Annotated in this window: 26 protein-coding genes; 1 reads left to right on the plus strand and 25 read right to left on the minus strand. The window is 46.2% G+C overall.

Features of this window, described 5'->3' with window-relative positions; genetic code table 11:
* Positions 1-2: 2 nt before the first annotated feature.
* The 20 genes from trpC to G9F75_RS11440 all read right to left on the minus strand — a co-directional run bounded on the left by trpC (position 3) and on the right by G9F75_RS11440 (position 18,116).
* Positions 3-755: an indole-3-glycerol phosphate synthase TrpC gene (gene trpC / locus G9F75_RS11345; protein ID WP_109567035.1), complete on the minus strand. Its 753-nt coding sequence runs from the start codon at positions 753-755 to the stop codon at positions 3-5.
* On the minus strand, positions 748-1,764 hold the full coding sequence (gene trpD, locus G9F75_RS11350; RefSeq protein ID WP_109567036.1) for an anthranilate phosphoribosyltransferase: 1,017 nt from the start codon (positions 1,762-1,764) through the stop codon (positions 748-750). Before trpD ends, trpC begins: the two co-directional genes overlap by 8 nt.
* Positions 1,736-3,283: an anthranilate synthase component I gene (gene trpE, locus G9F75_RS11355; protein WP_095272877.1), complete on the minus strand. Its 1,548-nt coding sequence runs from the start codon at positions 3,281-3,283 to the stop codon at positions 1,736-1,738. Before trpE ends, trpD begins: the two co-directional genes overlap by 29 nt.
* A gap of 223 nt (positions 3,284-3,506) precedes the next feature.
* A complete protein-coding gene (aroH, locus tag G9F75_RS11360; RefSeq protein ID WP_061862332.1) occupies positions 3,507-3,890 on the minus strand; it encodes a chorismate mutase in 384 nt (127 codons plus the stop codon).
* A complete protein-coding gene (aroB, locus tag G9F75_RS11365) occupies positions 3,887-4,975 on the minus strand; it encodes a 3-dehydroquinate synthase (protein ID WP_014305310.1) in 1,089 nt (362 codons plus the stop codon). The genes aroH and aroB overlap by 4 nt, the downstream gene beginning before the upstream one ends.
* The gene (gene aroC, locus G9F75_RS11370) at positions 4,975-6,147 is read right to left on the minus strand and encodes a chorismate synthase (protein ID WP_003153459.1); all 1,173 of its coding nucleotides are present in this window, start codon (positions 6,145-6,147) and stop codon (positions 4,975-4,977) included. The genes aroB and aroC overlap by 1 nt, the downstream gene beginning before the upstream one ends.
* Positions 6,148-6,218: 71 nt before the next feature.
* Positions 6,219-6,989, minus strand: coding sequence for a protein-glutamate O-methyltransferase (locus G9F75_RS11375; RefSeq protein WP_021494243.1), 771 nt, complete (start codon positions 6,987-6,989; stop codon positions 6,219-6,221).
* Between the two features lie 189 nt (positions 6,990-7,178).
* A complete protein-coding gene (gene ndk / locus G9F75_RS11380) occupies positions 7,179-7,625 on the minus strand; it encodes a nucleoside-diphosphate kinase (protein WP_007409456.1) in 447 nt (148 codons plus the stop codon).
* 120 nt (positions 7,626-7,745) lie between these two features.
* The gene (gene hepT, locus G9F75_RS11385) at positions 7,746-8,708 is read right to left on the minus strand and encodes a heptaprenyl diphosphate synthase component II (RefSeq protein WP_003153454.1); all 963 of its coding nucleotides are present in this window, start codon (positions 8,706-8,708) and stop codon (positions 7,746-7,748) included.
* Positions 8,709-8,736: 28 nt separating this feature from the next.
* The gene (gene menG, locus G9F75_RS11390; protein WP_003153453.1) at positions 8,737-9,438 is read right to left on the minus strand and encodes a demethylmenaquinone methyltransferase; all 702 of its coding nucleotides are present in this window, start codon (positions 9,436-9,438) and stop codon (positions 8,737-8,739) included.
* A 5-nt stretch (positions 9,439-9,443) separates the two neighbouring features.
* Positions 9,444-10,199: a heptaprenyl diphosphate synthase component 1 gene (gene hepS / locus G9F75_RS11395; RefSeq protein ID WP_021494244.1), complete on the minus strand. Its 756-nt coding sequence runs from the start codon at positions 10,197-10,199 to the stop codon at positions 9,444-9,446.
* Positions 10,200-10,355: 156 nt separating this feature from the next.
* Positions 10,356-10,583: a trp RNA-binding attenuation protein MtrB gene (mtrB, locus tag G9F75_RS11400; RefSeq protein WP_003153449.1), complete on the minus strand. Its 228-nt coding sequence runs from the start codon at positions 10,581-10,583 to the stop codon at positions 10,356-10,358.
* Positions 10,584-10,603: 20 nt separating this feature from the next.
* Positions 10,604-11,176 (minus strand): GTP cyclohydrolase I FolE, encoded by a 573-nt coding sequence (gene folE / locus G9F75_RS11405; RefSeq protein ID WP_003153448.1) that lies wholly within the window; start codon positions 11,174-11,176, stop codon positions 10,604-10,606.
* Between the two features lie 186 nt (positions 11,177-11,362).
* Positions 11,363-11,641, minus strand: coding sequence for a non-specific DNA-binding protein Hbs (hbs, locus tag G9F75_RS11410; RefSeq protein WP_003153447.1), 279 nt, complete (start codon positions 11,639-11,641; stop codon positions 11,363-11,365).
* Positions 11,642-12,015: 374 nt separating this feature from the next.
* Entirely contained in the window at positions 12,016-13,494 is a 1,479-nt protein-coding gene (gene spoIVA / locus G9F75_RS11415) for a stage IV sporulation protein A (protein ID WP_003153438.1), read from the minus strand.
* A gap of 185 nt (positions 13,495-13,679) precedes the next feature.
* Complete coding sequence (locus G9F75_RS11420; protein ID WP_014418263.1) at positions 13,680-14,414, minus strand: hypothetical protein; 735 nt, start codon at positions 14,412-14,414, stop codon at positions 13,680-13,682.
* 19 nt (positions 14,415-14,433) lie between these two features.
* Positions 14,434-14,637, minus strand: a complete 204-nt coding sequence (locus tag G9F75_RS11425) for a DUF2768 domain-containing protein (protein WP_003153435.1) — start codon at positions 14,635-14,637, stop codon at positions 14,434-14,436.
* A gap of 318 nt (positions 14,638-14,955) precedes the next feature.
* Entirely contained in the window at positions 14,956-15,993 is a 1,038-nt protein-coding gene (locus G9F75_RS11430) for an NAD(P)H-dependent glycerol-3-phosphate dehydrogenase (protein WP_029973642.1), read from the minus strand.
* Between the two features lie 17 nt (positions 15,994-16,010).
* Complete coding sequence (gene der / locus G9F75_RS11435; protein ID WP_003153433.1) at positions 16,011-17,321, minus strand: ribosome biogenesis GTPase Der; 1,311 nt, start codon at positions 17,319-17,321, stop codon at positions 16,011-16,013.
* 192 nt (positions 17,322-17,513) lie between these two features.
* Positions 17,514-18,116, minus strand: a complete 603-nt coding sequence (locus tag G9F75_RS11440) for a YphA family membrane protein (RefSeq protein WP_012117870.1) — start codon at positions 18,114-18,116, stop codon at positions 17,514-17,516.
* 76 nt (positions 18,117-18,192) lie between these two features.
* Between G9F75_RS11440 and G9F75_RS11445 the strand changes: the two genes are divergently transcribed.
* Positions 18,193-18,324: a YpzI family protein gene (locus G9F75_RS11445; RefSeq protein WP_003153429.1), complete on the plus strand. Its 132-nt coding sequence runs from the start codon at positions 18,193-18,195 to the stop codon at positions 18,322-18,324.
* A 34-nt stretch (positions 18,325-18,358) separates the two neighbouring features.
* Here the strand turns inward: G9F75_RS11445 and fni are convergent, their stop codons facing one another.
* From fni to G9F75_RS11470, 5 genes are all read right to left on the minus strand, one after another.
* Positions 18,359-19,408, minus strand: coding sequence for a type 2 isopentenyl-diphosphate Delta-isomerase (gene fni, locus G9F75_RS11450; RefSeq protein WP_167409108.1), 1,050 nt, complete (start codon positions 19,406-19,408; stop codon positions 18,359-18,361).
* 14 nt (positions 19,409-19,422) lie between these two features.
* A complete protein-coding gene (gene rpsA / locus G9F75_RS11455; RefSeq protein ID WP_003153426.1) occupies positions 19,423-20,571 on the minus strand; it encodes a 30S ribosomal protein S1 in 1,149 nt (382 codons plus the stop codon).
* A gap of 227 nt (positions 20,572-20,798) precedes the next feature.
* Positions 20,799-21,473, minus strand: a complete 675-nt coding sequence (cmk, locus tag G9F75_RS11460) for a (d)CMP kinase (RefSeq protein ID WP_014418267.1) — start codon at positions 21,471-21,473, stop codon at positions 20,799-20,801.
* A 78-nt stretch (positions 21,474-21,551) separates the two neighbouring features.
* Positions 21,552-21,728 carry a YpfB family protein gene (locus G9F75_RS11465; protein ID WP_014418268.1) on the minus strand — a complete coding sequence of 59 codons (177 nt, stop codon included), beginning with the start codon at positions 21,726-21,728 and terminating at the stop codon, positions 21,552-21,554.
* A 46-nt stretch (positions 21,729-21,774) separates the two neighbouring features.
* A complete protein-coding gene (locus G9F75_RS11470; protein WP_014418269.1) occupies positions 21,775-22,431 on the minus strand; it encodes a flagellar brake protein in 657 nt (218 codons plus the stop codon).
* Between the last annotated feature and the right edge of the window lie 32 nt (positions 22,432-22,463).

Below are 22,463 nucleotides of genomic sequence, written 5' to 3' on the forward strand. Positions count from 1 at the left end.
CGTCACTCCCCGAACAGTCCGCGGATCGCCTTTTGCTGCGAATCCTCTCTCATTAAGGATTCTCCGGCCAATACAGCCTGCGCCCCGTGCTTGTTGACAAATTGCAGGTCAGCCAAAGAACCGATTCCGCTTTCGCTGACCAGCAGGCAGCCGTCCGGTACAAGCTGCGCTATTTTTTCCGTTTGCGAAACAGAAGTACAGAACGTTTTTAAGTCCCGGTTGTTTATGCCGAGAATGTCCGGCTGAAACACTTGTAAAATCCGTTCAAGCACAGTTTCATCATGGACTTCAACGAGAACGTCCATGCCCTTCTCGCGGGCTTCCAGATAAAGCTCATGAAGCTCTGAAGGTTCCAGCGCTTCCCCGATCAGCAAAATGGCATCGGCGCCGATCCTGAACGATTCCTCCACCTGAAGGGAATCAATAATAAAATCTTTTCTCAGCACGGGAAGAGACACGGTTTGTTTAACATCTGTCAGAAATTGATTTCTCCCCTGAAAAAAACGGGTATCCGTGAGAACTGAAAGGGCGTCGGCTTTAGCCGCTTCATAATCCGCCGCAATCGTTTCCGGAACAAAATGCTCTTTAATCAATCCTTTAGACGGCGAAGCTTTTTTCACTTCGGCAATCAGCCCGATAAAACGGTTCGGGTTCAGGAGCGCTTTTTTAAAGGATCTCCGTTCAATTTGATAGGTTTCCGGCAGCACGATGGATTTAATTTCTTCTTTTTTCTGCTCAATGATTTGATCAAGCATACATTTCTTCCTCTTTCTGTTTCAGACGTTCGAGCTGCCTTTTGGCATCTCCGTTTTGAATCGCTTCTAAGGCGGTTTTCATTCCTTCTTTCAGATCGTTTGCAAGACCTGCCGTATAAATGGCCGCGCCCGCATTTAAGGCGGTAATATGCAGAGCGGATGACGGAGCTTTATTTGCAAAAATATTCTGAATGAGGAGCGCGCTTTCTTCCGATGAACTCACTTGAATATCCTTCAATGAACCTTCTGCAAAACCGAATTGTTCAGGTGAAACGGAATATTCCAGACGTTCACCGTTTTTCAGTTCAATGATATCGGTCGGTGCTGAGATGGACAATTCATCTAATCCGTCACGGGCAGAGACAAGCATGACGTGTCTGACATCAAATTGTTCCAAAGCGCTTGCCATCAGGCGCGCTTTATCAAATGAATAGACGCCGATCACCTGCCGCTTCACCTGCAGCGGGTTGCTGAGCGGGCCCAGCAGATTAAATACGGTTCGGAAGCCAAGCTCTTTTCTTGCGGCGGCGACGTGCTTCATTGACAAATGAAACAGCGGCGCAAACAAAAACCCCATTTGTTTCATTTCAATGCTGCGTTTAACGCTTTCTGGAGTGGCTTGAATGGAAACCCCCAGCTTTTCCAGCACATCCGCGCTGCCGCTTTTAGACGAAACGGAGCGATTTCCGTGCTTGGCAACTTTAGCTCCGGCGGCAGAAGCTGTAATCGCCGCTGCCGTGGATATGTTAAACGTAGAAATCCCGTCTCCGCCTGTTCCGCACGTATCAACGACATCCGCCAAGCCACCTGATGTCTGTGCCCGCGCCCGCATCACTTTTACAAATCCGGCAAGCTCCTCCGCCGTTTCACCCCGGTGGGCTAATACCGATAAAATCCCGCCTATCTCAGACTGCGACATGTCCCCGTTCATCATCATCTCCATCAGCTTTTCGGCTTCTCCAATTTTCAGCGTACGGCCATTAACGCACGATTGCAGAAATTTGTTCATCCGTCTTCTCCTCCCCGCCAGAAAAGATGTCTTCTGCGATTTGAATCGTTTTTAAAAGCGCCCCCGCTTTGTTACAGCTTTCTTCATATTCGGCTTCCGGGACGGAATCGGCGACTATTCCAGCGCCCGCCTGCACCGACGCCGTACCGTTTTTGACACTCATGGTGCGGATGGTAATACACGAATCAATTGACCCGTCAAATCCGATATAAGCGATACATCCGCCGTAGGTTTCTCTGGAAGTCGGTTCTAATTCATTTAAAAGCTGCATCGCGCGGATTTTCGGAGCGCCCGTGAGTGTTCCTGCCGGGAATGCTGACATCAGCGCGTCAACGGGATGGACGCCCTGTTTTAAACGGCCGGTTACAACAGAGATGATGTGCATCACATGTGAAAAAGAAACGACCTTTGTGAATTCCGGAACGGCTACGGAACCGTACTCCGCAACTCTGCCGATGTCATTGCGCGCAAGATCGACGAGCATGTAATGTTCAGCTTTTTCTTTTTCGTCATTCATCAGCTCTTTTTTCAGGCGTTCATCTTCTTTTTTTCCGGCGCCCCTTCTTCTCGTTCCGGCAATCGGATGAATTTCCAGGTGCCTGTCATGCACGCGGATCAGACGTTCAGGCGAACTCCCGACAATGTCTCTGTCAGGCAGTTTGATATAGTACATATAGGGTGAAGGATTGATGATGCGGAGCACCCTGTACAGCTCAAATGAATGTCTGGATACCGGAATGTCAAACTTTTGCGAAAGCACCCCTTGAAAAATGTCTCCCGCTTTTATATATTCTTTCAGTTTATTAACGCCGGCCATAAACTCTTCTTTCGTATAATTGGATGTCACATCGGCAAAACTTGGCGTGTCAAACGTTTCTTTAGAAAAAAACGGCTCTTTCATATCTTTCGATTCTGTCAAAATACCGATAAGCTTACGAAGCTCCGCGCAATTTTCTTTAAAAACGGCCCGCTTTTCTTCCTCCGTCTCCCGGCCGTTAAGCTCCGCATATTGAATGAAATGCACTTGTTTCGTTTCGTGGTCGTACGCGATGATTTTCCGGCAGACAAACAGCATGCATTTTTCGAAATCTGTTTCTTTCGCGTGGCTTGGCACGGAAGGCTCAATCAAAGGAATCATGTCATAGCTCAGATAACCGACCGCCCCTCCCGAAAATGGGATATCAAGCTCGGGTGTTTTAATGCGGAAGCTCTCATTCATCCAGTCAAGCACGGCTTTTAATTCTCCGCCTTCAAACAGCGTATGCCCATTTGGATCAGCGGCAGTGAATGTGTTATGACTTTCTTTAATGGTGATAAAAGGATCGAGGCCGATAAAAGAGTATCTCGACCAGCTTGACGACTCATCCTTGCTTTCTAAAAGATACGTAATGTTTCTGTCCAGTTTTTCAACCATCTGAATGGGTGTGATCGTGTCGACCGTAAAAGTCTCTGCGATTGGAATGGTGCGGTGTGTCAGACTGTCCTTTAAAAATAAAGAAACATCCGATTGTAAATTCATGATTCTCCTCCTTACGGTAAGGAGAATGAGATGAAGAGTGAGAGGAGTCTTGCGTATAAGAAATAAACCCAAAAGAAAGGATTCTTTTGGGCAGAATAAAAACGTGTTTATCTCAGCTCAGCTAAACTCATTCTCTGCTACCCTATTCTAAACTCAACTGTTCAATATCTTACTTACCAGCTCTATACACACTCTTGTGTATTTCTAAGCTTTGTTTATCGTATTACATGTCAGTATTTTTTGTCAATGATAAATCCGGCCTTAACACAACGGCTTTTTCTAAATAGACATGCTTGATTTCATCCTGAGGCGCATCCGTCTGAACCGTCATCAGGACACGGATACACTTTTGCAGAGCACCGGTGACATCCATTTCCTGCATGCACGTCACCGGGACGTACTGCCACCCGGAAAGGCGGCGGACCGCTTTTGCCGGAAATACGGAATGGATATCAGGCGTGGCGGATAACAGGATCTGCACAACGTCTTCCGGCTTGCATCCATTTTGTTCAATGATTTTTTCAAGCAGCTGCTGTGTTTTTTCTAAAATTTCTTGTTCGGTGTCTTGTTCCACCGTTGTTGCTCCGCGAATGCCGCGTATCATCATGCTGTTTCCTCCATTCGCCATTTGTTCAGCAAATTTTCGAGCTCATCTTTTGAAAGCATGCAGTCCCGCGCTTCGCCTAATTCCTTTAACACGATGAACTGTGTCATGCCTCCGCGCGTTTTTTTATCATTCATCATCCGGGCGGAGAGAACCGGCGTTTCAATATCTTGTCTGATGCTTCCCGGGTAGCCGAGCCCAATCAGCCATTGCGTGAGTTCTTTTCTGTTCATCTTGCATCCAGCAACCTGTTCACTCACGTAAAGGGCAAACTGCATGCCGAGGGCGACCGCATCTCCATGTGTAATCCGGCCGTAGCCGTATTCCGCCTCAACGGCATGGCCGAGCGTATGGCCGAAATTCAGAAAAGCTCTTATCCCCTCTTCCTTTTCGTCCTCACGCACGACGGCCGATTTGATTGAAATTCCTTTATAAATCATTTCATTCAGCTCAGCGCTTGTCAGTCCTTGCAACGTGTCAAACGTGAGAAGTTTTTCTAAAAAAGCATGATCGGCGATAAACGCGTGTTTGATCACTTCAGCCATACCCGATCTCAGCTCTTGTTCCGGCAGGGTTTTCAGTAGCTCCGTATCGTAAATCACCGCTTTCGGCTGATAAAACGCGCCGATTAAGTTCTTTCCGAGTTTATGGTTGACGGCCACCTTGCCGCCGACCGCGCTGTCATGGGCAAGCAGTGTCGTCGGCATTTGAATGAAATCAATTCCGCGCATAAAAGTTGCTGCGCAAAAGCCGGCCAAATCACCCGTCACGCCGCCTCCGAAGGCGATCATACATGAGGAGCGGTCCATATGGAAAGCGATCGCTTCCGTTTGAATCCGTTCATACTCTTTCAGAGACTTCGCTTCTTCTCCGCTTGGAACGATCACTTTTTTCACGGGCCATGTTTCGTTTAAAAGCCGGAACATCTCATCACCGTATAGCCGGTCAACTTCAGCATCGATGACGAGAAGGATCTTTGTCAGCGGCCTGTTCAGTGAAGACAAAAGGGCAGCGGCCTGTTTCCTTATGCCTTCACCGATATACACGGGATATGCGGAGGAAGCTGTCCGAACCTCAAGCTCTTTCATCAGAATTCCCTCGATAGTTTTTTCATGTTTTCAACATTTTCTTTAATGCGGTCGATCTGGTCAAGCCCGAATTGTTCGACGACGGCATTTGCGATTTCCCAGGCCACTGCTGCTTCAGCCACTACACTTGCTGCCGGAACCGCGCAGCTGTCTGAACGTTCAATGCTCGCTGTAAACGGTTCTTTCGTTTCAATGTCGACGCTTTTCAGCGGCTTGTACAAAGTAGGGATCGGTTTCATAACGCCGCGGACGACAATCGGCATTCCCGTCGTCATACCGCCTTCTAATCCTCCGAGCCTGTTTGTGGCGCGTGTATAGCCTTTCTCTTCATCCCATACGATTTCATCATGAACTTCACTGCCGTTTTTACCGGCCGCTTCAAAACCGATGCCGAACTCTACGCCTTTAAACGCGTTAATCGACAGAACGGCAGCAGCGAGCTTGCTGTCCAGCTTACGGTCATAGTGGACATAGCTTCCGACACCGACCGGCATACCTTCGACGATCACTTCAACGATTCCGCCGATCGAGTCGCCGTTTGCCTTCGCTTCATCAATGGCTGCCATCATTTGACGGCCAGCTTCTTCATCGTAGCATCTGACCGGTGATTCTTCCGTTACCCGTTTGAGATCCTCAATGGATGTGTAATCGGTTTTCTCTGCTTTTACGCTGCCGATTTGCAGGACATGCCCGGCGACTTTAATGCCAAGCTCCGCTAAAATCTTTTTAGCGACGGCTCCGGCAGCCACGCGAACCGTTGTCTCACGCGCGGAAGATCGTTCTAACACATTTCTCATATCGCGGTGATTATACTTAATAGCACCGTTCAAATCTGCGTGTCCCGGTCTCGGTCTTGAAATCTGGCGTTTCATTTCACTTTCTTCTTCTTCTGTAATCGGTGCGGCGCCCATGATTTTTGTCCAGTGGGTCCAATCTTTATTCTCTACAACGAGCGCGATAGGTGAACCGAGTGTCCGGGCATGCCGCACACCGCTTGTGATCTTCGCTCTGTCCGTTTCAATCTGCATGCGGCGTCCGCGGCCGTGCCCTTTTTGACGTCTGGCAAGCTCAAAATTAATGTCTTCTTCAGTTATATAAAGCCCCGCAGGCACACCTTCTATAATTGTCGTCAGCTGCGGACCGTGTGATTCTCCGGCTGTTAAGTATCTCATTTCTTTTTTCTCCCTTCATCGCATTAACGCTTTTAAGTAAAACTATAACACAAGTTTTCATTAAATGTCTTCTATCTTTTTTGATAAAAAAATGTATCAGTGCTCTCAAGGCCGAATTTTTCCGGGCTGAAAATTTGTTCTGTACTGCCGACAAACAGAATTCCGTTCTTTTTCAGACTGCCCGCCATTTTCACATACAGCTCTTCTTTTGCTTTTTCAGTAAAATAAATAAAGACGTTGCGGCAGACGATCAGGTCAAAATCCTGTTCATAGCTGTCGGCAAGCAGGTTGTGCCGCTTAAACCGGATGTTTTTCTGAATCTCTTGTTTTACTTGATAGCTGCTGTCAGCCTGCTTGGTGAAATAACGGCTTTTCACGGAAGCCGGCACCTCTTGCAGCGAGCGTTCCTGATAGATGCCCCGCTTGGCTTTGCTTAGCGCCTTTTCATCAATATCTGTCGCCAATATATCAAATCCGGCCAGTCCCGTCTGCTGATTGAGAATCATAGCCAAAGTATAGGGCTCCTCTCCCGTTGAACAGGCCGCACTCCATATTTTTAACGGTTTGTTATGCTTTATTAACGGAAGAATTGAGGTTTCAAGAACTTCCCACCGTTTATAATTTCGGTAAAATTCAGAAACATTGATCGTCATTCTGTCCAATGTTTCGTTTAATAAAAGCTTGTCCTTTTCCAAAGCGGCGGCAAATTCCTGAAAATCTCTGAACCCCTTCTTTTCATAAAGGGACGTCAGCCGCCTTTTCATCTGTGCTTCTTTGTATAAAGATAAATCAACGCCGGTTATTTGTTTCCACTTGGTGATAAAAATGTCGTAAGGCTCCATTGCTTCTCTCCCAATCTCGCTGTCTTTTGTCCTAGTATAGCCTGTTTTCTGTCGAAATTGTACGATTTCAATAAAAAAATCAGCCCGCGGGCTGATTTGTGAGAAACGAAAAGACAGGGCGGCGCAGCCTCTGTCTTTCATAAATGATGTAAACCTTTTCATAATACGAGAAAAAGAAAGGCTGACGGCTTAGTACACCCAGTCGGCCATTAATTTTTGATACGGTACAAGCTCTTCCTGTTTAAAGAAAATGTGAATTTCCCGCTCAGCGCTTTCTAAGGAGTCTGAACCGTGAATGATATTTTTGCCGACAAACATGCCGTAGTCACCGCGGATCGTGCCCGGCAGTGCATCTTTCGGGTTCGTTTTTCCGATCAGCTGTCTTGTGATCTCTACTACATTTTCCCCTTCCCATACCATTGCAAATACGGGTCCTGATGTAATGAATTCCACAAGCTCGCCGAAAAACGGCTTCCCTTTATGTTCAGCATAATGGTTTTCAGCCATCTGTTCTGAAACTTGCATTAGCTTGGCTCCTGCCAATTGTAAGCCCTTACGCTCAAATCTGGATAAAATCTCTCCGATCAGCTGGCGCTGTACGCCGTCCGGTTTTACCATGATAAAAGTTTTTTCCATAAGATTCTCCACCCCATCATTATGTATAGGCTTTCAAGTTGCACACCGAAATCGTAACATCTTTCTGACAATTAATCAATCCAGGGCGGAGAATGTTCACATCTTGTTCGTAAAAGGAATTTAAAATTTCCGTTTGCCGATATATTTGGCGATGGCGGCCAATGATGAGCGCGCACGTCCTCTCGGCAGTGTATTCAGTTTTTCAAACGCTTTTTTTAAGTACCTGTCACTGACGGCCATTGATTTTTCAATCGCGTCTGTGCGTTTAATATTTTCAATAATGGGGGCGAGCTGCTCCTGTGTTGTTTCACTGTTAATTAATTTCAGCTGATTTTTCAATTCAGGCTGACGGAGCGCGTACAAAACGGGCAGAGTGACATTTCCTTGCAGCAGATCCCCTCCGACCGGTTTTCCCAGTTCCTCTTCCGTTGAAGTGAAATCAAGAATGTCGTCAATAATCTGATAGGACATGCCCACGTAATAACCGAACCAATATAATGCTTTGTGAATCTTCTCATCAGCTCCCGAAGCGATGGCGCCGAGCTGGCAGCTGACGGCAATGAGAAGAGCCGTTTTCCGTTTGATGCGGCGCAAATAGGTTCTGAGGTTTTGCTCCATATTGTATTTATCTCTGATCTGTTCAATTTCTCCGAGGCATACTTCTACGATGGTTTTGGACAGGATCCGGTGGGCTTTCGGCTCATCCAATCTCGTCATCATCTCAAGTGAGCCCGCTAGCATATAATCACCGGTATACATGGCGATGCGGTTGTCCCACTTGGCTTTGATGGTCGGTTTTCCCCTCCGCAGCTCGGCGTCATCAATGACGTCGTCATGCACGAGGGACGCCATATGAATCATTTCCAGCGTCACCGCAACATATTTTATTTTATTAATGTCATAGTCGCCGAACATGCCGGAAAGCAATACGAAAACGGGGCGGATCCTCTTGCCTCCCGCCTGGAGCAGATGGAGCCCGGCTTCACTCAGCAAGGGATAGTCTGACCGCACCGTTTGCTCAAGCTCCCTTTCGATCACATCAATATCGTCATTTAAAAAAGAATAGGCCATTTTAAATTTCATATCATTCACCCAAACATCTGTATATTCATCATTTCCAACCGATATGCGTAGCGGCCACTCCGCCGGTAAACGAATGGTATTTGACATTCGTCAGGCCCGCTTCTTCAAACAGACGCGCAAGTTCTTTCATACCGGGAAATTCTCTTGCCGATTCTTGAAGCCAAGAATATTCTTTATAGCTCTTCGCAAACATTTTTCCGAAGAAAGGCATGATGTATTTAAAATAAAGAAAATATGCCTGTCTGAATCCGAACATTTCCGGCTGGGATGTTTCCAGACATACGACCTGCCCGCCCGGTTTGACGACCCGCCGCATTTCTTTCAGCACGGTCAGATAGTCGGGAACGTTTCGCAGCCCGAAGCCGATGGTGACAAAATCAAAAGAATCATCAGCGAAAGGAAGCTCCATCGCATTTCCGTGCAAAAGCTCAATTTGGCTGTAACCGCCCTCTTTCACTTTTTTCTCACCGATGCTCAGCATATTTTTGCTGAAATCCAGTCCTTTGATTTCGCCGCTTTTTCCGGCCGCTTCTGCGAGGGCAATCGTCCAGTCAGCCGTTCCGCAGCAGACATCAAGCGCTTTTGCGCCTTCTTTTACATTCATGATCTGCATCGTTTTATCGCGCCATTTTTTATGCTGCTGAAAACTGATAACAGAGTTCATTTGGTCATAATTTTTATAGATTTTTTCAAACACGCCGTGTACGCGCTGTTCTTTTGACTCCTGCATGTTGATTACCCTTCTTCCACTTTCTGATGATATGTTTTGTCCCGGCTGATCGCCGTAAGCCGGTTCAGCATTAGGTTTTGGATTGGTGAATTGAGCGGCAGCAGCGTTTCAATGCTTTGCTTTGCCTTTCGGAAGCTATCTTCCATTATGTCAGCCTTTGATTTCCCTGACTTTACAATATTGCCGATGACATCGAGAAATATAGCATTGCCGTTCATCAGCCGCTTATATACAAAAAAATCACTCGCCAGCTCTTTCCAGCGCGGAAGATTAAAGTGGTCTGACACTCTGTGAAACAGGGCCGCTTCCACAATCGCCATGCTTTCGATCAATTGATTCAAGTCATTGACAGACCGATCGTACAGACGGATTTTATGCTCATTGATTTCTTTAATTGCCGTAGCGAGCGTCCGTATCATATAGATATCCTTCATTTCAGATAAAAGCGAATAATACAGTCCGCTGAAATAGTCGCCGGCAAGCACGGTGAGCTGCCGGTTTTTATTTTCGTCTCGCTTTAACGCTCTGGCTGTTGTCACTTCATCGTGGGTATCAAGGGCGCTTTGGACAAGCATCGCAGTTACTATGTAATTTTCTCTGTCGTTGTTCTTAATGTCCGCCTCTTCAAACAAAGCGTGAAAAAGAAGAAGCTTATCCTCATCGATTTTAGGCGCAGAAATATGTTTCGCTAAATAAGGATGAGACAGCTTTTGTTTTAATTTCGTATTTAGATTCGCTAAAGTTCCGTAGATGTCTTGCAAAAATATCACCCTTGTCCCCAAATTCACATTTATTCTAATATGTATGAGATTTACTCGTCATTATTATACGCAGGTATCATTATAGCATAAAAAAAAGAAATTGGCTGTATTCTCCCGCCGTTTGCGGGCATTTGGCAAAAGCGGGAAACAGCCGGCTTATTTTTTTTCGCTGTTCATTTCTCCGTAAGCGGTCTGGATGAGGGCGTTGCCTCTCACTTTGATGGCAGAGGTATGCTCAGTAAACTGAGCGATAATTACTTCGCCTTTGTCCAGTTTTTCGGAATGGTGAAATTTCGTATCCGTTCCTCTCGTTAAACCGATGACGTTCACGCCATCCTCGACCGCTTTAATGACGACAAAATCACTTGAATGCTTGGAATTCATATCTGCACCCTCTATCATTATTAATCCGCACGTTTAATATGTTCTAACACTTCGGAACGCGCCGCTGCATCATCTTTAAAAATACCTCTTACAGCGGAAGTCACTGTTTTTGCACCCGGCTTTCTTACGCCCCTCATCGTCATGCACATATGCTCAGCTTCGACGACAACCATGACGCCGTGGGGATCTAAGGTCTCTACGATGCTTTCGGCAATCGTTGAAGTGATGCGCTCCTGCAGCTGCGGGCGTTTTGAGACGGCTTCCACCGCCCGCGCCAATTTACTCAGGCCCGTCACTTTGCCGCCGCGCGGAATGTAGGCAATATGCGCTTTTCCGTAAAAAGGAACAAGGTGATGTTCACACATGGAATGAAACGCGATATCTTTTACAAGAACAAGCTCCTCATGGTCTTCTCCGAAAACGGTTTTAAAGTGTTCTTTCGGGTCTTCATTTAATCCCGAGAATACTTCCGCGTACATTTTTGCCACGCGTTTCGGCGTATCTAAAAGCCCTTCCCGGTCCGGGTCTTCTCCAATCGCCTCTAAAATCTGGCGAACCGCCTGTTCAATCTGTTCTTTATTAACTTCTTTCATTGTCTGTGTCCTCCACCATTGAATACATTTAATTTCGATTCTAGCACATTTGCCGCGCCAAAAGCAAAACGAAAGTCCTGCCCGGTGACCGAGGCTGCTTAAATATGAAAAGCCCCTTTATCAAGGGGCTTTTCTGTGAAGAAACAAAGTGTATGTATCAGATGCATACACGATCTATATTCACAATTATTTTCCTGCAACAGCGTCTTTAAGAGCTTTACCTGGTTTGAAAGCAGGTACCTTGCTTGCAGGGATTTCGATTTCTTCACCTGTTTGCGGGTTACGTCCTTTACGTGCAGAGCGCTCGCGCACCTCAAAGTTACCGAAACCGATCAGTTGGATTTTATCACCGTTTTTAAGTGCATCTAAAATCGTATCAAAAACAGAATCAACTGCTTTTGTAGCGTCTTTTTTAGACAATTCGCTTGCTTCAGCAACCGCATTGATTAGTTCTGTCTTGTTCATGCCTTTCACCTCCTCCCAAAAGGGTATCAAATCAGCAGTTTATTATCATTTCTTCACAGTTCAGCCTGATTCTAAACCTGTCTGATAAAAAATCAAAGCAGGGAAGAACAGACAAGTAAACGGCTTTTCATAAGAAAACAGACACTTTGAGGAATGTTTGTCCAACAAAGTGAAGATTTTCTGTATGTAGAGTAACACATATAAAAAGCCATATCAAGCATTTTAAAGCCTCAATCCCTTGCTCGTCAAGGTTTTCACGTGTTTTACCGAACAAATATTCCTTTTTTTGCTTTTTTCCTCCTAATCCTTGATTGATTTCCAGTATCTAAAAAGAATAAAAAAAGACCCCCCGTTTCAGGAAGAGGTCCTTCAGCTTACAAAATAATGGCGATCAGGCCGCCTGAGCCTTCGTTAATAATTCTCTCCAGCGTTTCTTTCAGTTTATATCTCGCATTTTCCGGCATGAGTGACAGTTTTGCGGAGATTCCTTCTCTTACGATAGAGCTCAATGATCTGCCGAAAATATCGGAGTTCCAGATAGAAAGCGGATCATCTTCAAAGTCCTGCATTAAGTAGCGGACAAGCTCTTCACTTTGTTTTTCCGTCCCGATGATCGGCGCGAATTCACTTTCCACATCCACTTTGATCATATGAATGGACGGAGCGACCGCTTTGAGCCTTACTCCGAACCTTGATCCCTGTCTGATGATTTCCGGTTCATCAAGGCTCATATCGGTTAAGGCCGGGGCGGCAATGCCGTAGCCGGTCTGTTTCACCATTTTCAGCGCATCTGATACCTGATCATATTCTTTTTTCGCGTGGGCGAAGTCCTGCATTAATTCAAGCAGGTGGTCTTTCCCCCGGATTTCAACACCGACCACTTCTTTTAAAATCTGGTCATATAAATGATCCGGCGCATACAAATCAATTTCTGCGACACCCTGGCCAAGTTCGATTCCGGCCAGACCGGCGCTTTCAATAAACTCAAATTCACTGAAGTGGCCGACAACCCGGTCGACATCGCGCAGGCGTTTAATATCTTTTACGGTTTCTTTCACTGATTCCTGGTAGCTCTCTCTGAGCCAGTGATTTTCCTTCAGCACCATGACCCAGCTCGGAAGGTTGACATTGACTTCCAGCACAGGGAACTCGTAAAGCGCTTCTCTGAGGACGCTTAACACATCTGTTTCCCGCATGCTTTCAACACTCATGGCGAGGACGGGAATATCATATTTCGCGCTTAATTCAGCTCTGAGCGCTTCTGTTTCCGGGTGGTACGGTTTTACCGAGTTGATGACCATAATAAACGGTTTGCCGACTTCCTTCAGCTCGTCGATGACTCTTTCTTCCGCTTCCACGTAATCGCCCCGCGCAATATCGCCGATTGAGCCGTCTGTCGTAATGACGACCCCGATTGTGGAGTGTTCCTGGATGACTTTTCTCGTACCGATTTCCGCTGCCTCATGAAAGGGAATCGGTTCTTCGTACCAAGGTGTATTGATCATTCTCGGGCCGTTTTCATCCTCATATCCCTTCGCCCCGGGAACCGTATATCCCACACAATCCACAAGACGGATGTTGACATCAAGTCCTTCCGCGACATGAACGGACATGGCTTGATTCGGGACAAATTTTGGTTCTGTGGTCATTATCGTTTTTCCTGCTGCGCTTTGCGGAAGCTCATCCTGCGCCCGCGCTCGATCGGCCTCATTGCTGATATTCGGGAGCACCACGAGCTCCATAAATTTTTTAATGAATGTAGATTTCCCTGTACGGACAGCGCCAACGACTCCTAAGTATATATCGCCCCCTGTTCGTTCAGCGATATCCTTGAAAATATCGACCTTTTCCAAGTGATCCCCTCCCGGACTTCCTATCCTTATCATTTTTCATTCACCATTCTCCAATCAAATACAGGACACTATATGTGTATGACGTTGTCCTATTTCAATATGACATCTTTAGAAAATTTTCAGGCAGTCTTTTCTATCAAAATCAAAAAAACCTTTCTCCCTATTTGTATGCGCGGGAAAAAGGTTCATTCCTGTTTCGTTTGACTTTCTAAAAAAACGGGTTCCTGTTTTTCATTTACGGTGTATGTGACTGAAAAGGCCGGGACGAAAGGAGTCTCTTTCCATAAAATATCCTGAATTTCCGCGCCCGGTTTGATTTTCTTTTTGTTTTCCTTCAGGCAGCGGGCTAGATCGACGCGATAGTCGGCATAGATTTCTCCGTCAGCGCCGATTAAAAGCGGCAGAGACGTGCCTGAAACCGGACTTTTGACTGAAGGAGAGTCTTTCATGCCGAGCTTTTTTTTATTTAAAGTGAACAGCCCTTTTGAAACGGCGTCCTCATAGGGAGGATATGTATGCTTTTCCTGATACATTTTGACACGCAGCTTCATGTCGCGGATTGCTTCCGCCATTTGGAGATCGACCAGCTTGACGGTCGGCTTATTTTCCACGTCGACAAGCACGTATTGGTACATTCCTCCGCTTTCATAAGCTGAGGCCGGCGGCTCCTCTATGTATCTGGGCGCGAGCCGCTTAAAATCTATCGGATATTTTTGATAGAGCGGTGTTTTCATATCTTTTGTCTGAATCGGCAGAAGTCCGCCGTTCGCCTTTTTAAATTCATCCACTGCCGCTTGCACCTGCTGAAGCTGATGTTTGTAAGATACTTTATTTTCAGTTTTTTCCGCTTCAGGGTACAGACAGCCGGACAGCAGAAGCACCGCCATTGCCGTTATGACGGCCATTTTAAACTTATGCATTCCGCGCCCCCTTTTTGCTTTATTCATTGACAGGCCCGCTGAAAACGACCATTAACACGATCAATCCCGAGATGACCATGCAGGCATAAGCGAGTGAAGAAACCGCTGCTTTTATCAGTTTGTTTTTCACTTTGTACCTGCTGACATAAATAGAGGCCACCGCAACAAACATTAATCCCATAGCACCAAGCGCAAACCACATTTTCATCAATGCCACACTCACGTTCGTGCCCCCCGTCCCATCATTGTAAGCGTTATATTTCATTTTAATATACAAATGTTGAAAAGATCAACAGGTTTTCCATCTATTGAAAAAACAAAAAAACTGAAGCAAAGAGGGGGACTTTGCTTCAGTCAAGTTGACTATATTCACCTGTACGTCTGAGATACACTCTCTTGGACTTCGATGCTATAGTATGCGCAGATGCGTACGTCTGCATCCTCTTCTGCCTAAATCAGCAAATGTTTTAAGCGATTTCAGCCGGAGAGTTCTGCGTTTTGGACTTTCGTCACTTCAGAATATGCTGACGGCATGTTATTGTCACTTCACCCGGTTTTCGAATGTGTTGACCAAGTCTTCCATCTCATGGGTTTTCACTCTGGCCATTAAGGATTCTACGGCCGTTTCTACCTTCTGCCCGTTAAATAATACTTGGTGAAGCGCCTCTGTGATCGGCATTTTCACTTGGTATTTTTGAGACAGCTGATACGCAGCTTTCGTCGTCCGCACGCCTTCAACAACCATCCCCATCTTATCCAGGACAGCTTCCAGCTTATATCCTTTGCCGAGCAGGTTGCCGGCGCGCCAGTTTCGGGAATGAACGCTTGTACACGTCACGATCAAATCGCCTACGCCGGTCAGGCCGGAAAAGGTGAGCGGATTTCCGCCCATCTTTGTGCCGAGTCTGGCGATTTCAGCAAGACCTCGGGTGATTAAGGCCGCTTTTGCATTATCTCCGTATCCCAATCCGTCTGTAATCCCCGCTGCAAGAGCGATGATATTCTTTAACGCTCCCCCTATTTCAACACCGATCATATCCGGATTGGTATAGACGCGGAAATGCTGGTTCATGAATAAATCCTGAACCGCTTCTGCAGCCTTGATATTTTTTGAAGATGATGTAACAGTCGTCGGGTGTCTTAATCCGACTTCCTCAGCGTGGCTCGGCCCTGAAAGCACGACGATGTCTTTTCTGTACTCCTCAGGCAGCTCCTCTTCCATTAATTCTGAAATACGGAGAAGCGAATCCGGCTCAATTCCCTTGCTGACATGAACAAAAATCGATTGTTTCGGGATGTACGGCAGAGCCTTTTTCAGCACTTCCCGAATGGCTTTTGTCGGAACTGCCACAATGATGAAGTCCGCTCCTTTTAAAGCCTCGTTTAAATCAGCTGTACCGATGATAGAACTTGATAGCTCCACCCCCGGCAGGTAATCTTTGTTTTCATGCAGATCGTTGATTTGATCGATCAATTCGGCACGGTGTCCCCACATCATAACTTGATGTCCGTTATCAGCCAGCACTAAAGAAAGTGCAGTGCCCCAGCTTCCCGCTCCAAGCATTGCCACTTTTTTCATCTCTGTATCACACCTTTTTATTTTCTTGCTCTTGCAAATATTTTAATTGGCGTACCTTCAAATCCGAAAGCGTCCCGGATTCGGTTTTCTAAAAAGCGTTCATAAGAAAAATGCATCAGTTCCGGATCGTTGACAAAAACAACGAAGCTCGGCGGCTTAACAGCGACTTGAGTCGCATAATAAATTTTCAGACGGGAGCCGTTGTGCGTCGGAGTCGGATTCATGGCGACCGCATCCATGATGACATCATTTAAGACATTTGTCTGCACGCGGAGAGAGTGGTTTTCACTCGCTTTAATAATCGCAGGCATGAGTGTATGAATCCGCTTTGTCGTCAGTGCCGACATAAACAGCACCGGCGCATAATCAAGAAATTGGAAATGTTCCCGAATATTCTGTTCAAATTCTTTCATCGTGCGCTCGTCTTTATCAACGGCATCCCATTTGTTTACGATAATGACGACGGCTTTCCCGGCTTCATGGGCGTATCCGGCGATCCGCTTGTCCTGCTCAAGGATGCCTTCTTCTGCATTCAGCACAACCCCGACGACGTCTGAGCGGTCAATGGCTTTTAACGCCCGAAGCACACTGTATTTTTCTGTTGTTTCATATACTTTACCCTTTTTTCTCATTCCCGCCGTGTCAACGATTACAAATTCCTGCTGATTGTAGGTGAACGCCGTATCCACAGCGTCTCTAGTCGTTCCGGCTACGTTGCTCACGATAACCCGCTCTTCGCCGAGCATCGCATTGACAAGGGATGATTTTCCGACATTCGGGCGGCCGATCAGGCAGAATTGAACGACATCATCACTGTACTTCGTCTCCGGAATGTTTTTAAAATGCTCGGCACAAGCATCGAGCAAATCTCCCAATCCTAAACCGTGTGTGCCCGAAATCGGATACGGTTCTCCAAAGCCGAGCGCATAAAAGTCATAGATGTTCGCTCTCATTTCGGTATTATCTAATTTATTAACGGCTAATACGACCGGTTTTTTTGTCCGGTACAGTATTTTTGCCACTTCTTCATCAGCAGACGTCACACCTTCGCGGCCGTTCACCATAAAGATGATCACATCAGCCTCGTCCATGGCGATTTCAGCCTGCTGGCGGATCTGTGTCAGAAACGGTTCGTCTCCGATATCAATTCCGCCCGTATCAATCAGGTTAAAATCATAATTCAGCCATTCCGCCGAACTGTATATCCGGTCCCGCGTCACTCCGGGGGTATCTTCTACTATTGAAATTCTTTCACCCGCAATCCGGTTAAAGATTGTGGATTTTCCCACATTCGGTCTTCCGACAATGGCTACGACAGGTTTACCCATAGTACCCTTCCTTTCAATCCAGCCGCTTACATTTTCACAAAAAATTGTTCAACCGGTTATTAAAAATCATCTTCGCTATGAAAAGAACCCTTCAAACAGAAGGGCTTAACTCATTTATTATATCAGTTTTCACTGAGATCACAATGTATTCTTCAAAATGTTTCGCATTCATGTAACAGTCTTCGTCTGTTTTCAAGACATTTTTGTCGCTCCTTTGCCCTGCTTTTTGCTTTTTTGGCTGATGCGCGCCGCAAGCTGTTCATATGTAGTCAGCCCGACGAGCAGAATCACTCCCGCCGAACAGCCTGAAAGCCATTTATAATCACCGACGGCTGCCGCACCCGCAATATTGCGGATGACCGCAGCATACAATAGCTCCCCCTGGCACATGCCGAGAACAAAAAGACAAAGCCTCTCAGGGAACCGCCCCTCAACGGAAAGCGTAATAACGGTAAGCAGTATAACCGCCGCCCATTCAGGTTTTATGATAAACCAAACAGGATCATATAATGCAAAAAGAAAAATAAAGCCGTACGCCGCAGCCGCCGTCAGATGAATCACAATATTACGGAGCCGTTTATGCATGCCGAGGCTTCCCGCATAAACAAATGCCGCAGCAAAAAACATGACATATGCCGCATTCAGCGTAAAATAAGCCGTAATCTGATGTATGCTTGCCATCATATTAGTCAAAATAAAGACTGATACGTAAAAACGGCTTTTCGTTTTGGCAAAAATAAAAGTCGCAAGTATCCATAAAAACCACATTGACCAGTAATAATAAAACGGTTCCATAATCGCTCCTCCTCTGATCAGTATGGAGCGGGAACGCATTTTTTAAACCAATTATGCCTGAAAGGAGCGGATAAGGATGGGAAAAGACAGACAGGAGAAAAAACTGAAAGCCTCCCGACGAGTGGAATCTGATCGCGATGATTCGATTCACCATAAAGGAGCGACAAGCCTTGAGCAAAACGGGGAATTCCGAAAAAGAAAATCGTAAAAAACAGAAAAAGGCATGCGGGTCCGCATGCCTTTTAACGTCTGCTGAAACGGGATGTGTCAATTCCCCGTTCAGAAAGCCAGTGATGTGTGTCACCTTTTATGACCAAAGGCGCCTTTTGCAATTGGGCAACCGATTGGCATCCGAGGGCGGTCATAATCATTTTCAGCTCTTGTAAAAGCGCCGTCATCTCGTCAAACAGGCCCTCTTCTCCTTTAGAGGTGAGAGCTTTCAGGAAAGTGCCCGCCATTCCCGCGCTGGAAGCACCGAGGGCAATCGATTTGGCGACATCCAGGGCACTTTGCAGCCCGCCGGATGCGATAATTGATTGATCAGCGGAGAGCGAGTGGATTTCCGCTAAGCTTGCGGCAGTGGAAATTCCCCACGTATTAAAAAATTGAAGCGCCTTCTCTCTGCGCATATTTTCGATCTTAGAGAAATTTGTACCGCCGTATCCGCCGGCATCAACTGCTGCTGCGCCGGCATCAAATAACTGCCGTGCCGATTCCTTGCTCATTCCGAAGCCGACTTCTTTGACAAAAACGGGCACTCCCGCTTCCGCCGCAATCCGCTCAATACGGCCGAGAGCGCCAGTAAAGCTTCTGTCACCCTCTGGCATGACGATCTCCTGAATCACATTTAAATGAATCTGCAGGGCATCTGCTTGAATCATATCAACTGCCCTTTTCGCCTGCTCGGCATCCGCCTCGCTGCCTAAATTGGCAAATATCAGCCCGTCCGGATTCTCTTTTCTGACGATCTCGTAAGAATACCGTTCGGAGGGATCTTTTAAAGCTGACATTTGCGAACCGACAGCCAGCGGCATGCCGGCTTTGCGCGCAGCTCTTGTCAGCGATCTGTTAATTTCGTATGTAAGCTGTCCGCCGCCGCCTGTCATCGCATTGATAAAAATCGGCGAACTGCTTGTGAGTCCGCCGATTTTCGTTGATATATCCACTTTTTCCAATGCTAGGTTCGGTAGGCTGACATGAACAAACGTAATATCATCAAGCCCCGTTTCCCGGTTTTGGCCGGTAGACAGCGCATGATTTATATGTTCTCTTTTTCGTTCTGCTCGTGTCACGTTTTATCACCAATTTATTTTAATTTATTAAGCTTGTCTCCGATTAAATCGCCAAGCTGGAAGCCGGTGCTCGGCTCTTCTTTCGCCTGGTATTGGCGGAAGTCCTCCTGATCGGCTTTCGGCGCTTCTTCAAGCTCACGCATGCTTAAGGAAATGCGCTCTTCGCTTTCGTTCACGTCAAGCACTTTCACTTTAACAGTCTGTCCTTCTTCAAGCACTTCATGCGGCGTTCCGATATGTTTATTGGAAATTTGCGAAATGTGCACAAGTCCTTCCACGCCCGGAAGAATTTCAACGAAGGCGCCGAAGCTTACAAGGCGCTGCACTTTTCCTTCAAGCACATCTCCCTGTTTTACCTTTTCGCCGATCTGGCTCCAAGGTCCCGGCAGCGTTTCTTTAATAGATAAAGAAATACGCTCGTTATCGCGGTCTACGGACAGTACTTTCACTTTTACGTCCTGACCTTCTTCCACCACGTCAGACGGTTTTTCGACGTGTGAATGAGACAGCTGCGAAATATGAACAAGCCCGTCAATTCCGCCGATGTCGACAAATGCGCCGAAATCAGTCAGACGCTGCACTTTTCCTTCAAGCACGCTTCCAACCTCAAGCGTTTGGAGAAAATCATGCTTTTTGGCTGTCTGTTCTTTTTCAACTACAGCCCGGTGTGACAGAATCACCCGGTTTTTATCACGGTCGAGTTCAACGACGATAAGAGAGAGGGTTTTCCCTTTATAGTCAGTGAAATCCTCGACGAAATGAGCTTCGACAAGTGATGCGGGAATGAAGCCGCGAACGCCGATATCAACGACGAGACCGCCTTTCACCACATCTTTCACTTCAGCTTCAAACACTTCTTTTGTGTCGAATTTTTTTTCAAGGTCTTCCCAAGCGCGGTCAGCATCAACGGCACGTTTAGATAAAATCAAAGCATCGTCTTCCACTTTTGTTACTTTCAGGTCAAGCTCGTCGTCAACTTTTACGACATCCGATGCTTTCTCTACATGAAGACTTGATAATTCACTGATTGGAATGATTCCGGACTGTTTGACATTGACAATTTCGACATCTACATGCTTGTCCTCTACCTTTGTCACAATCCCTTTTACTACATCTCCAACCTCTGGCACTTGAACATCAATTTGATTCATTTCCTCTGTCATTTGAATAACCTCCTTGGTCCAAACCTACACAGCTTAATTAATACGGTTTGAAAGCTGAACATGTGAATGTCCGCTTTTCAGCCGAATATGTATTAAAGAATCATCCAAAAAAGATTTTGAATGATCAATAAAAAGTTTTATTAGTATTAACTTCTAATAAATGGACTGGTTTGTCAAGCAATAACATCTTGTCTTTCGAAAAAAATTATAAAGCGCTCCGCCCGGGCTTAACGTGATTTCTGATCGACGATCTCCAGAATTTTTCCTGCGACTTCGGCAATGCTTAGTGACGTCGTATCGATTTCAATCGCGTCTTCCGCTTTGCGCAGCGGGGAAACTTCCCTCTCTGAATCGAGTTTGTCGCGTCTGGCAATTTCTTCAATGAGCGTCTCGTAATTCACGTCATAGCCTTTTTTCTTATTCTCTTCATATCGGCGCTTCGCTCTTTCCTCTACGGACGCGAGCAGAAAAATTTTCACTTCGGCATCAGGCAGCACGTGAGTACCGATATCACGGCCGTCCATGACGACACCGCCTTTTTCTCCGAGCTGCTGCTGTCTTTTGACCATTTCTTCTCTGACGCCTTTATGCTTGGCGGCGATTGATACTTGGTTGCTGACTTCGTCTTTTCGGATTTCTTCTGTCACATCTTCTCCGTTTACCAGAACGATTTGTCCTTCCGGAGCGGATACAAGCTCAATTTCCGTATGCTTCAGCAGCTCTGTAAGCGCGGCTTCATCGGTTAAATCGGCATTCTGCTTGAGCGCCGTATATGTAATGGCACGATACATCGCTCCTGTATCAATGTACACATATGATTTTTTCTCAGCCACTATTTTAGCAACGGTGCTTTTTCCGGCAGCGGCCGGCCCGTCGATCGCAATTGATAATTTCTTGTCCATAATCTCTCTCCTTGCTCTTTACTCCTCTATGGATTGTATCATGAACTGCCGGAAAAGGGGCGAAAAAATTGAGCTGATTTACCGCTTTACCGTTTCAATCCATTCTTTTTTCTCCATTTTATCAACTCCCTCATATTTCACAGCTTTCGAAATATAAGGTTCAATAGGCTGATAATGAAGCAAAAACTGCACCGCGCCCAAAATGATAAGCTGAATGCAGACCAATTTGATCAGCAGACGTTCAAACGTTTTCATACACGCGCACCTCCATTAGGATTAGTATGGAAAAGTGCGCTGCTGTTTATTCCGACAGACTGTTTCTTCTCTGCTGCAGCTGCGCGCGCATACAATATTGGAGTAAAAGCTGCTGCGAAGCGGGAGCGATTTCTGCAAATTCAAGCGTCATTTTTTGTTTATCCGCCTTTTCATCATAAAAAATCCGCTGGATAACAGCCTCGGCAATAATATCCGCCGTATTTTCCTTGCCGGGAAGAGAAAATGAGACATACAGCTTTTCACCTGGTTCCGCGGAAATATGCTCAGGCATCACAACAGCGATTCCGCCGGCGCTGATATTAGAGGAAACCGTTTGGAAAGCGGTTTTTTTCGCTTCCATTTTGACGGATACATCCAATACTGCGTCTGCACGGACGTATCGGCGTCTTTGAATCCGCTTCATTTCCTCCTGAGGGGGGATGTCCAATCCGATCATCGGGATGGGGTCTTTTTTCTTTCCTTTGATTATGCTTTTAAATTGATACGGCACTTGGCCATTCCCCATAAATTCCGCTGTTATTTCCAATCCTTTATGCAAAAAGACCGTCCGTCCCGAATCCAGATCGACGGGATATGAGATGTGCAGTTCGCCGTTTTCAACGCTTACTGCTTTGCTCCTCGCTTTTTTGGGCTCATTGTTCTCTATGTATTCAATCCAAATATAATCTCCGACAGCTATCATGGGCCTTCACTCTTTCATTATTTATGCTTTTA

The sequence above is a fragment of the Bacillus sp. EKM208B genome, assembly GCF_011800725.1.
GTDB classification, from domain to species: Bacteria; Bacillota; Bacilli; order Bacillales; family Bacillaceae; genus Bacillus; species Bacillus velezensis.

What these genes read in the sequence shown, in the direction of transcription:
- aroC (WP_003153459.1), bottom strand. Translation starts at nt 6,147, where the DNA reads ATGAGATACTTAACAGCCGGAGAATCACACGGTCCGCAGCTGACGACA.
- hepT (WP_003153454.1), bottom strand. Translation starts at nt 8,708, where the DNA reads ATGAAATTTAAAATGGCCTATTCTTTTTTAAATGACGATATTGATGTG.
- cmk (WP_014418267.1), bottom strand. Translation starts at nt 21,473, where the DNA reads ATGGACAAGAAATTATCAATTGCGATCGACGGGCCGGCCGCTGCCGGA.
- mtrB (WP_003153449.1), bottom strand. Translation starts at nt 10,583, where the DNA reads ATGAATTCCAAGCATTCAAGTGATTTTGTCGTCATTAAAGCGGTCGAG.
- G9F75_RS11430 (WP_029973642.1), bottom strand. Translation starts at nt 15,993, where the DNA reads ATGAAAAAAGTGGCAATGCTTGGAGCGGGAAGCTGGGGCACTGCACTT.
- trpD (WP_109567036.1), bottom strand. Translation starts at nt 1,764, where the DNA reads ATGAACAAATTTCTGCAATCGTGCGTTAATGGCCGTACGCTGAAAATT.
- folE (WP_003153448.1), bottom strand. Translation starts at nt 11,176, where the DNA reads ATGAAAGAAGTTAATAAAGAACAGATTGAACAGGCGGTTCGCCAGATT.
- trpC (WP_109567035.1), bottom strand. Translation starts at nt 755, where the DNA reads ATGCTTGATCAAATCATTGAGCAGAAAAAAGAAGAAATTAAATCCATC.
- G9F75_RS11375 (WP_021494243.1), bottom strand. Translation starts at nt 6,989, where the DNA reads ATGGAGCCTTACGACATTTTTATCACCAAGTGGAAACAAATAACCGGC.
- rpsA (WP_003153426.1), bottom strand. Translation starts at nt 20,571, where the DNA reads ATGACAGAGGAAATGAATCAAATTGATGTTCAAGTGCCAGAGGTTGGA.
- trpE (WP_095272877.1), bottom strand. Translation starts at nt 3,283, where the DNA reads ATGAATTTACAATCGGATGTTTCTTTATTTTTAAAGGACAGTCTGACA.
- menG (WP_003153453.1), bottom strand. Translation starts at nt 9,438, where the DNA reads ATGCAGGAGTCAAAAGAACAGCGCGTACACGGCGTGTTTGAAAAAATC.
- aroB (WP_014305310.1), bottom strand. Translation starts at nt 4,975, where the DNA reads ATGAAAGAGCTTGAGGTTCGGACAGCTTCCTCCGCATATCCCGTGTAT.
- G9F75_RS11420 (WP_014418263.1), bottom strand. Translation starts at nt 14,414, where the DNA reads ATGCATAAGTTTAAAATGGCCGTCATAACGGCAATGGCGGTGCTTCTG.
- G9F75_RS11445 (WP_003153429.1), top strand. Translation starts at nt 18,193, where the DNA reads ATGGGAAAAGACAGACAGGAGAAAAAACTGAAAGCCTCCCGACGAGTG.
- der (WP_003153433.1), bottom strand. Translation starts at nt 17,321, where the DNA reads ATGGGTAAACCTGTCGTAGCCATTGTCGGAAGACCGAATGTGGGAAAA.
- G9F75_RS11440 (WP_012117870.1), bottom strand. Translation starts at nt 18,116, where the DNA reads ATGGAACCGTTTTATTATTACTGGTCAATGTGGTTTTTATGGATACTT.
- ndk (WP_007409456.1), bottom strand. Translation starts at nt 7,625, where the DNA reads ATGGAAAAAACTTTTATCATGGTAAAACCGGACGGCGTACAGCGCCAG.
- aroH (WP_061862332.1), bottom strand. Translation starts at nt 3,890, where the DNA reads ATGATGATACGCGGCATTCGCGGAGCAACAACGGTGGAACAAGACACC.
- G9F75_RS11465 (WP_014418268.1), bottom strand. Translation starts at nt 21,728, where the DNA reads ATGAAAACGTTTGAACGTCTGCTGATCAAATTGGTCTGCATTCAGCTT.
- G9F75_RS11470 (WP_014418269.1), bottom strand. Translation starts at nt 22,431, where the DNA reads ATGATAGCTGTCGGAGATTATATTTGGATTGAATACATAGAGAACAAT.
- hbs (WP_003153447.1), bottom strand. Translation starts at nt 11,641, where the DNA reads ATGAACAAGACAGAACTAATCAATGCGGTTGCTGAAGCAAGCGAATTG.